General features: G+C 39.2%; 7 protein-coding genes (1 of these 7 only partly in view). 3 read left to right on the top strand and 4 right to left on the bottom strand.

The features are described 5' to 3' along the window. The 4 genes from C4H12_RS05840 to trxB form a co-directional block, all read right to left on the bottom strand. Positions 1-1,262, bottom strand: the 5' portion of a protein-coding gene (locus C4H12_RS05840) for an LTA synthase family protein (protein WP_106098081.1). It extends 667 nt beyond the left edge of the window; the window shows 1,262 of its 1,929 coding nt (coding positions 1-1,262); the start codon lies at positions 1,260-1,262; its stop codon lies off the left edge, out of view. A gap of 15 nt (positions 1,263-1,277) precedes the next feature. Continuing rightward, positions 1,278-1,580 (bottom strand): hypothetical protein, encoded by a 303-nt coding sequence (locus C4H12_RS05835; protein ID WP_106098080.1) that lies wholly within the window; start codon positions 1,578-1,580, stop codon positions 1,278-1,280. Further along, positions 1,568-2,338 (bottom strand): 5'/3'-nucleotidase SurE, encoded by a 771-nt coding sequence (gene surE, locus C4H12_RS05830; protein WP_106098079.1) that lies wholly within the window; start codon positions 2,336-2,338, stop codon positions 1,568-1,570. The genes C4H12_RS05835 and surE overlap by 13 nt, the downstream gene beginning before the upstream one ends. Positions 2,339-2,495: 157 nt before the next feature. Beyond that, on the bottom strand, positions 2,496-3,428 hold the full coding sequence (gene trxB / locus C4H12_RS05825; RefSeq protein WP_106098078.1) for a thioredoxin-disulfide reductase: 933 nt from the start codon (positions 3,426-3,428) through the stop codon (positions 2,496-2,498). Between the two features lie 555 nt (positions 3,429-3,983). Here trxB and C4H12_RS05820 point away from each other — a divergent pair. From C4H12_RS05820 to C4H12_RS05810, 3 genes are read left to right on the top strand one after another with little or no spacing between them, the layout of a single operon-like run. Next, positions 3,984-4,679 carry a DUF6089 family protein gene (locus tag C4H12_RS05820; protein WP_106098077.1) on the top strand — a complete coding sequence of 232 codons (696 nt, stop codon included), beginning with the start codon at positions 3,984-3,986 and terminating at the stop codon, positions 4,677-4,679. Between the two features lie 12 nt (positions 4,680-4,691). After that, positions 4,692-5,414 carry an isoprenyl transferase gene (locus tag C4H12_RS05815; protein ID WP_106098076.1) on the top strand — a complete coding sequence of 241 codons (723 nt, stop codon included), beginning with the start codon at positions 4,692-4,694 and terminating at the stop codon, positions 5,412-5,414. A 4-nt stretch (positions 5,415-5,418) separates the two neighbouring features. After that, complete coding sequence (locus tag C4H12_RS05810; RefSeq protein ID WP_106098075.1) at positions 5,419-7,956, top strand: outer membrane protein assembly factor; 2,538 nt, start codon at positions 5,419-5,421, stop codon at positions 7,954-7,956. The last annotated feature ends 11 nt before the right edge of the window (positions 7,957-7,967 follow it).

Here is a 7,967-nt window from a genome sequence, read left to right as displayed (position 1 = left end):
TTGTATACATCACACATATATTGGAAGAAAGGCTCATCCCAAATACCCCACATACCATCAAAATCTGCATCATTATTATACTCATTCTTACCGTAATAATGGTCAAATCCTAAAATGTTTGAAAAGCCCAAAAAGCCCATTGAACCATTAGGTGCCGAATGGAAAAATGAAGTGTCATAACCCATCTCTTTAGCTACCGATACTACCGATTGCACCTTCTGTTGTGAATAAGGTGATGACATATAAGCTACTTGTATCGTAGGTATCCCTGCCAATACTGATGACATACCGTGTATTGATTGTCTGCCAGTAGAATAAGCATCATCTAATACGTATGAGTGTTGTGCAAGCGAGTCTAAAAAAGGAGTATAACTTTGGAAGTTAGGTATATTAGTTCGTTTATTCATCGCGCCCCAATATTCTTTACTAAAACTTTCCAATATAAATACTACTACATTAGGCTTATTTGGCACTTGCCGATTGTATTGTTTAATAGGTTTTAAATTAGCATTAATATATGCCTCATCTACAAAATGATATTCTCTAAATCCTTTATTTTTACCCAAAGTACGAATAAGTGTAAAAGGGGTATTTAGTATAGCATCTGCTTGTCCTGTAATATTAGTATAACGGCTTGCATCTACTATATTAATAGGGCGTGAAGAATGATCCCAAGTACCACCACGGATACCATATACTATACCCACAGCAGCAAGCGAAAATGCCAGTGTCGATGTTATAAAATAAGGTTTTGCAGCTATTTCTACTTCAGTTACTTTTACCCTTTTATAAAGGAAAATCCATAGCCATATAAGTCCTATAAAAATAAGAGCCATATACCAGTATGTGCCTAAGAAACTAAATAGCAATGCTGTTTTGTTCTGTTCGTTCTCTACCACTGCTAATGAGGCACTTGTAAGGCGTGATTTACTAAACGGATAGTATAGTACATCAATAAAATTAGTAAGGTAAGCTATTCCGTTAGTAATAAAATAAACGTAGAATAACATTTTTTGATATGTAGCTCTTGCATTGATGCGTAAAGGCAGTAAGCTAAGCAGTATAAACAGCAAGTTTACATAGAAGATACCAGAGGTATCAAACTGTAATCCGTAATAAAAAAGCTTTGAAATCACCCCAAAACTCATATCATCACCCATCGAACTCATATTGAAGGCAATAAAAAGTCCACGAGCTATCGCATAAAATATGTATACCAATAAAATACGATACAAAAAAGCTGAATATTCTTTAATTCTCATAATATTAAATTGTTTTTAAGTGAATTGTAATATCAAAATAGCAACAGTCAGGGCTATACAAGCGTATAACACCCCTCGAGCTCGTTCATTCTCTTCTCTTTTAAGGAAGAAAAAGAATACCGCAAGGTCAAGTAGTGCTCCTAAGAGGATAAGTTTCCCTAAATACCCCTTGTAAAAAGCATCTAAAAATGTAATCTTAATACTGTACTTTGAAAAAATAAGGATATACGCCCAAATACCCAAAGCATTGGCTAATATCCCTATTACAAAGCCCAAAAGCTGGTCTTTTCTTTCACTATTCATATTTAAAATTCCCATTGCTGAAATTGCTGAATATTTTGATGGGCAGTTAAGTCAAATTGTACTGGTACTACCGAAATGTAACCATTTTCTAGCGCCCATTGGTCAGTATCTTTCCCCTCATCTTGATTTACAAAAGTACCAGTCATCCAATAGTACACTCTCCCTTGCGGATTTACCCGTTTGTCAAACTTTTCTATCCATCGTGAGCGCGCTTGTCTGCACACCATTACTCCTTTTATATCTTCTTTTTTTAAGTTTGGAATATTCACATTTAGCACTGTACCCTTAGGAAGTCCCTCTGCCAATACTTTTTCAGCTATACTTTTAATATAGTTACGTGCTTGTGAGAAGTCAGCATTCCAACTCGGGTCTAATAATGAGAAGCCTATTGCAGGTATACCTTCTGTACCAGCCTCTATAGCAGCGCTCATTGTGCCCGAGTATATCACGTTTATGGATGCGTTTGAACCATGATTAATCCCACTCACACAAAGGTCTGGCATACGCCCGTTCAGTACCTCGTGTTTAGCAATCTTCACACAGTCAGCAGGCGTACCACTACAAGCAAACTCTCTACTAGCACCATTAGTGCTTGGTACAGGGTCGCAATACATAGTAGCGTCAAGGGTTACAGCGTGACCTTTACCACTCTGTGGCGAATCAGGGGCTACCACCACTACATCGCCTAATTCTTTCATTATCTCTATTAAGTAACGGATGCCAGGGGCAGTAATACCGTCGTCGTTAGTAACTAATATTAAAGGTTTTTGCATATTTTAGATATTGTAAAAATAAAATTGAGCGCACAAAAGTACAAATAATTTGCCAATTACCAAATATATTAATTAGCAAAATTGCATAAAAAAATACATAAAAGGCTGTTCTTCTTGCAGAACAGCCTTTTGTTATTATCATCCTCCGCTCTCCTCTTTATTCAAGAGTTAGCAGATATTTCTCAGCATCCAAGGCAGCCATACAGCCCGAACCAGCAGCAGTAATAGCTTGTCGGTAACGTGTATCAGCAGCATCGCCAGCTACAAATACCCCTTTTACATTCGTCAGTGAAGTTCCAGGTACATTCTTAATATATCCCACCTCATCAGTATCAATATAAGCTTTGAACACATCAGTATTAGGTTTATGACCTATAGCAACAAAAAAGCCCGTAACAGGTATTTCTCTTATCTCTCCACTCTTGTTATTACGCACTTTAATGCCCGATACCACCTGTCCATCTCCCAATACTTCCTCTGTTTCTGTATTAAAAAGAACTTCTATCTTAGCCGAATTCATTACGCGGTCTTTCATAATTTGCGAAGCGCGAAACTCATCACGGCGCACAAGCATAGTTACTTTCTTACAAAGATTAGCAAGATAAAGCGCCTCTTCGCAAGCCGAGTCTCCAGCCCCTACTATAGCCACTTCCTGATTGCGGTAAAAGAAACCATCACATACAGCACAAGCCGATACACCTCCACCCATTTTTAGGTAGTGTTGTTCCGATTCCAATCCCAAGTATTTAGCCGATGCCCCTGTAGCAATAATCACCGCATCAGCCTGAATCTCCTTATCCTCAACCCATACTTTGTGTGGGTGAGCCGAAAAATCTACCTTAGTAACCCAGCCATTGCGAATATCAGCCCCAAAGCGTTTAGCCTGTTGCTCCAACTGCATCATCATTTCAGTACCCATAACCCCCTCAGGATAACCAGGGAAGTTCTCTACCTCATTGGTAGTAGTAAGCTGTCCACCAGGCTGTTCCCCTTGATATAACACTGGGTTTAAGTTCGCACGTGATGCATAAATAGCAGCAGTATACCCCGCAGGGCCCGAGCCTATGATAAGGCATTTTACTTTTTCCATAAACGTTTAAATTAAATTATTAATAGTTAGTGATTAAATACCAACAGCAAAAATTGTACCAACTTTCAACCATCGCCCTCATATCCCAACCCTCTCATCCCTCCAGCTCCCTCCCAATACCCATTTTACATCTCACACCCCACCCCCCCAAGAATATCTCTCCATTCTACCAATCTTCAGCCATAACCCAACCACAACCACCCTATGCACCCCCTCCAATATAATTTGAACGAACGAATAACGAAGGATAAACGAACTATAAACGAAGGATAGCCATTAAGCTACCACCCCCCAAAAAAACTATTACCAAAAAAACTTTGGCACAATATTGGTATGCCATACTACAAATAGAGTCATTTTAGCTAACACTTTTTGTATTCCAACTAAAAATAGCAATAAATTTTTAAATAATATAAAAGGTGTATTTGCTTAATAATCAGTTGTGTATAGAGGGGTTGCTCAAAAAACGGTGCCTTGGGAATAAAAAAAATGTAAAAAGATGAATGCTATGTCGGATAAAACTCCTATATTTGCACCTTGCATAGAAATAGCATAATGTATAGAAAATTATATATAATCGGATTACTATTAATGGTGCAGATCGCATCAGCACAACGTTATGAGATAGGCGTATTCCTCGGCGGAAGTAACCCAATATCCGACGTTGGAAGCACTTATTACGTATTGCCTAATCAGCCAGCCTTTGGCGGATTGTTCAAATGGAACCTACACCCCCGATTGGCAGCACGCCTGCAAATCAATAAAACAACATTGTTTGGTGATGATTCAAAGTCAGATATACCTGCCAAGGTCAACCGCCAATATTCATTCAAAAGCGATGCTCTCGAGTTCTCAGCAGGAGCCGAATTTAACTTCTTCAGCTTCCGTATCCGTAACTTGCTCGATAAGCCCTTTACACCATATATGTATATGGGCGTAGCAGCTTTTTGGCACGACGATCTCTATTTCGAGCCTCTCTCACCAGCACCCGTCGAGGCTACCGATACCACCAAGCGTACTTTTAGCTACGCAGTACCGGTAATATTCGGGGTTAAAAAGAAAATTACAATGCGCCTCATCCTTGCTGGCGAGGTCGGATTTAGATATACCTTTACCAATAACTTAGATGGCAGCCAGCCCAATGGCCGCCCCTTCTCTTTCGGTAACAAAGGCACCAATGATTGGTACACTTTCACAGGCCTTACCCTTACCTATACCTTTGGCGAAGAACCTTGTTATTGTAGAAAATAGTTTATTTATTTTATGGAAATTACAAAATATCCTACCCATTTAGCTATTATTATGGATGGTAATGGCAGATGGGCTAAAAAGCAAGGCTTGCTAAGAGCTTTCGGGCACGAAAAAGGAGTCCAATCTGTACGTCAAGTAGTCGAATATTGTGTCCAGCATAATATTCCATACCTCACATTGTACGCCTTCTCAACCGAAAACTGGAACCGCCCAGCCCTCGAAGTAAAAGCCCTGATGGATTTGCTTATAAAATTCTTGAAAAAAGAAGCCGATGCACTCCACAAAAACGGAGTAAAACTCAATGTCATAGGTAATTTAGATAAATTTCCACCCAAAGCAAAAGAAACATTACTCGCTACTATCGATAAACTCAAACACAATACCACCACAACCCTCACTCTGGCACTTAGCTACGGCTCTCGTGAAGAGCTTGCCACCGCTATAAAGCACATAACTACTGATATACAAGCAGGCAACCTAACACCCGAGGCTATTACCGAGGCTACAATACAAAAATACTTGTACACTCATAACCTCCCCGATGTCGATTTGCTTATCCGCACCAGTGGTGAGTACCGTATTAGTAACTTTTTATTGTGGCAAATAGCCTACGCCGAACTCTATTTTACCGATGTACTTTGGCCTGAATTTACCAAAGAACACCTACAAGCAGCTATACTAAACTATCAAAACAGAGAAAGACGATTTGGAAAAACAAGCGAACAACTTAAGTAAAACTATGCTCAAAAGATTTTTATTGTTGGCATTCTTGGCTGTGGTTAGCCTCGTGAATGCTCAGGAAGAAGAAAGAATATCATTAGGACAAGGAAAAAAATATACCATCGGTGGCATTGAAGTTACTGGGGCTAAAAGATATAACTCACAAACCATCCTCACCACTTCAGGCCTAAAAGTAGGTGACGAAATTGAAATACCCAGCGAAAAATTCAGCGCTATTATCCACAAATTATGGGGCTATAAGTTGTTTAGCGATATTAATATTTACATACAACGTGTTGAAGGTCATAAAGTCTTCTTAGAACTCGCCATACAAGAAACCCCCTCACTCATCGAGGCGAGAATATCAGGCGTAGGTAAGAAAAAAGAAGAAACATTGCTCAAAGAAGCTGGTATCGATAAAAAAGGAGTTAAAGTAAATGAAAGCCTCATAGCCAATACTCGTAACTACTTTATCAATAAATATAACAAAGAAGGCTACCTTAACGCCAAAGTAACAGTCAATACCCGCGTAGATACTACCGATGCCAATGGCGTAAATATGCTCATTCACATCGATAAAGGTAGCAAAGTAAAAGTAAATAATATAGCCTTTCAAGGCAATAGTGAATTTACCGAAAAACAACTACGCCGCAAACTCAAAAGTACCAAAAAAATACAACTAGGTCGCTTCTGGAAACGATCTAAGTATGTTAAAAAAGACTTTGATGAAGACCTCACTAAGCTAGTTGATTTCTACAAAGAAAAAGGCTACCGCGATGCCCGTGTAGTAAATGATACCCTCATCCGCAATGCCAATGGCAATGTCGATTTGCGCATAGCTGTCGAAGAAGGAAAACGTTACTACTTTGGTGATATACGCTTCTTAGGTAACTCAGTTTATAATGACCGAGTGCTTAATGAAATATTAGGAATCAAAAAAGGAGATGTATATAACGGAGTACTACTTAAAAAACGTATCCAAGATAACTCCAAACCCGATGCCGAAGATATATCAAGCTTGTACCAAAATAGTGGTTATTTGTTCTCACAAATACACCCTGTCGAAACCTCAGTAAATAATGATACTATCAATTTTGAGGTGCGCATACAAGAAGGCAAACCCGCTCATTTTAACAAAATTAGCGTAGTAGGTAACCAAAAAACAAACGACTATGTTATCTACCGCGAAATGCGTACCCGCCCAGGTTATCTTTATAGCAAAGATGCAATAGTACGTACCATACGTGAGTTAGGTCAGCTACAACTATTTGATGCTCAAAATATAGGCACCGATTTTAAAAATGCCGATCCCAACGCAGGTACTGTCGATATAGAATATAACTTAACAGAAACAGGCTCAAGCCAAGTACAACTACAAGGTGGTTACGGCGGAGGTACTTTCATAGGTACAGTAGCCTTATCGTTTAACAACTTCTCTGTCAAGAATTTGTTTAACCCCAAAGCCTATAAACCAGTACCTATGGGCGATGGTCAGTCCTTATCACTTAGTGTACAAGTAAGTAGATATTACCGCACCTATGGTTTCTCATTCTCCGAGCCTTGGATGGGAGGGAAGCAGCCAGTACAGTTTTCGGTACAGTTTAACCGTACCGAGCAGTTTGGCTATAACTACCGTAATTATGATGTCGATAAAAGCAAACGAGTATATATTACTAGTATAGGTGTAGGTTTAGCCAAAAGGTTACGCATCCCCGACGACTATTTCCAAATAGCACATAACCTTAGCTACCAACATTACGATTTGAAAGATTATACCAATTTAGGAGTATTCACTTTCAAAGATGGGGTATCAAACTCATTAGCTTATACATTAGCCCTATCGCGTAACTCAAGTGGTCCTAACCCTATCTACCCTATGTCGGGCAGTAACTTTAGTATCAGTGCAAAGCTCACCCCTCCATACTCTTTATTTAACGGAATCGATTATGGTAAGTTAGCCGAAGACAGAGAAGCCGCTGTAGCCGATAAAGATAGTGATAAAGTATCAGCTATTGATCAAGAGCGTTTCCGTTGGTTAGAGTTCTACAAACTCAAATTTACATCAGCTTGGTACACCAACTTGTACAGTAAGTTTGTACTCAAATTTGGTGCTGATTTTGGTTACTTAGGCGCCTATAATAACAAGCGCGGTATAGTACCTTTTGAACGTTTCTTTATGGGCGGCGATGGCTTAGGTTATTACAATATGGATAGCCGTGAGAACATACAAATGCGTGGTTATGAAAACTATTCCTTATCATCCGATGGCGGAGAAACTGTATATAACAAATTCTCTTTGGAGTTGCGTTACCCTATCACCTTAAAGCCAATGGCATCTATTTATGGTTTAGCCTTTGCCGAAGGAGGTAATGTGTACAATGGAATGAGCAACTTTAATCCGTTTCAGTTAAAACGCTCAGCTGGTTTAGGATTGCGTCTCTTTATGCCTCAATTTGGTATGCTTGGTATAGATTTTGGATACGGATTTGATAACCCAGCAAACTCTAATACCCGCAGCGGTTGGCAAACACACTTTATTTTTGGACAACAATTTTAATTTTTGGCACG

Source organism: Capnocytophaga sp. oral taxon 878 (assembly GCF_002999135.1).
Classification (GTDB): domain Bacteria; phylum Bacteroidota; class Bacteroidia; order Flavobacteriales; family Flavobacteriaceae; genus Capnocytophaga.
Note: the sequence above shows the minus strand (reverse complement) of the source record. Positions and strands in the feature narration are given on the sequence as shown.

What these genes read in the sequence shown, in the direction of transcription:
- C4H12_RS05835 (WP_106098080.1), bottom strand. Translation starts at nt 1,580, where the DNA reads ATGGGAATTTTAAATATGAATAGTGAAAGAAAAGACCAGCTTTTGGGC.
- surE (WP_106098079.1), bottom strand. Translation starts at nt 2,338, where the DNA reads ATGCAAAAACCTTTAATATTAGTTACTAACGACGACGGTATTACTGCC.
- trxB (WP_106098078.1), bottom strand. Translation starts at nt 3,428, where the DNA reads ATGGAAAAAGTAAAATGCCTTATCATAGGCTCGGGCCCTGCGGGGTAT.
- C4H12_RS05820 (WP_106098077.1), top strand. Translation starts at nt 3,984, where the DNA reads ATGTATAGAAAATTATATATAATCGGATTACTATTAATGGTGCAGATC.
- C4H12_RS05815 (WP_106098076.1), top strand. Translation starts at nt 4,692, where the DNA reads ATGGAAATTACAAAATATCCTACCCATTTAGCTATTATTATGGATGGT.
- C4H12_RS05810 (WP_106098075.1), top strand. Translation starts at nt 5,419, where the DNA reads ATGCTCAAAAGATTTTTATTGTTGGCATTCTTGGCTGTGGTTAGCCTC.